The 1466-nt window shown below is 71.7% G+C and carries 2 protein-coding genes; both read right to left on the bottom strand.

The features are described from left to right. Positions 1-10: 10 nt before the first annotated feature. Entirely contained in the window at positions 11-1069 is a 1059-nt protein-coding gene (locus DEIPI_RS0118585) for an AAA family ATPase (RefSeq protein ID WP_027482756.1), read from the bottom strand. After that, the coding region (locus DEIPI_RS40335) for a hypothetical protein (protein ID WP_425387878.1) at positions 1069-1466 on the bottom strand (398 nt) is incomplete at its 5' end. The genes DEIPI_RS40335 and DEIPI_RS0118585, both read right to left, overlap by 1 nt.

Genomic DNA, 1466 nt, shown 5'->3' with positions numbered 1-1466 from the left:
CAGGCGCAGGTCAGGCAGTCTCATTGGGCGGCGGGGGCGTCTGGGTCAGCACGTGCGGGTCGCCGAGATGCACGCGCGGCAGCGGCACGGCGGCGATGACGCGCCGCACGAGGTCCTCGAGCCTCACCTCCTCGGCGAGGCCCTCGTAGGAGAGCATGACGCGGTGACGCAGCACCTCGGGCGCGAGGTCGCGGACGTCCTCGGGCAGGACGTACTCGCGGCCGCGCACGATCGCGAGGGCCTTGGCGCCGAGGACGAGGTTCACGCTGGCGCGCGGGCTCGCGCCGTACGTGATGGACCGCGCGAGCTCGGGAAGCTTCACGAGGGCGGGCTCGCGGGTGGCGCGCGCGAGCGTCACGGCGTACTCCATCACGGCGGGGTGGACGTACACGAGGTCCGCCATGCGCTGCATGGCGCGCAGTTCGTCCACCGTGAGCTGCACGCTGACGGGCGCGAACTTCTGGGAGACGCGCTCCACGACCGTCATCTCCTCGTGGAAGCCGGGGTAGTCCACCATCACCTTGAACATGAAGCGGTCCACCTGCGCCTCGGGCAGGAAGTAGGTGCCCTCGGACTCGATGGGGTTCTGCGTGGCGAGCACGAGGAAGGGGTCGGGCAGGCGGAAGGTCTCGAGGCCGATGGTGACCTGCCGTTCCTGCATGGCTTCGAGCAGGGCGGACTGGATCTTGGCGGGCGCGCGGTTGATCTCGTCGGCGAGGATGAGGTTCGCGAAGACGGGCCCGAGCTCCACGGTGAACTCCCCGGTCTTCTGGTTGTAGATGCGCGTGCCGATGAGGTCGGCGGGCACGAGGTCCGGGGTGAACTGCACGCGGCGGAAGGTCGCGCCGATCGCGTCGGCGACGGTGCGGATCGCGAGGGTCTTGGCGAGGCCGGGGACGCCCTCGATCAGGACGTGCCCGCGCGCGAGGAGCGCCACGAGGAGCCGTTCGAGCATGAGGTCCTGCCCGACGATGACCTTCTTGACCTCGAAGAGCAGGGTGCGGAGGCGGGCCGAGGCGTCCGTGACGACCTGCGGGTTGAGGGGACCGGGGGTCTGGTCTTGGGTCATCAGATGTTCTGCGTCCTTGGCGTGGTGGGCGTGTCCGGCGTGTCGGGGGTGTCGGGCGTGCCGGGAACGGAGGGGATGCCGGGGATCGGGGACGGGCCCCGGTACGGTTCGAGCGGGAAGAGCTCGCCGCCGTCCTGTCCGCCCTGTCCGCCCTGGCCGCCGCCCTGACCGGGCTGCTGGCCGGGCTGGCCCTGACCGGGGCCGTTCGGCTGGATCTGGTAGAGCTGGCCGTCCTTGAGGAGCAGCACGGGGCACTCGCCCTGTCCCTGCTGGGGTTGCTGCGGGCCCTGACCGGGTTGCTGGCCGGGTTGCTGCCCGCCGCTCCCTTCGCCGGGGCCGGGGACGAGCGGGATGAGCTCGCGCGGGTCGTCCGGGGCCTGCGGGGCGGCCTGCGCCT

This window comes from Deinococcus pimensis DSM 21231 (assembly GCF_000519345.1).
GTDB lineage: Bacteria > Deinococcota > Deinococci > Deinococcales > Deinococcaceae > Deinococcus_A > Deinococcus_A pimensis.
Note: the sequence above shows the minus strand (reverse complement) of the source record. Positions and strands in the feature narration are given on the sequence as shown.

Excerpts from the sequence above, each read along its gene's own strand:
- DEIPI_RS0118585 (WP_027482756.1), bottom strand. The coding sequence starts at position 1,069 with ATGACCCAAGACCAGACCCCCGGTCCCCTCAACCCGCAGGTCGTCACG.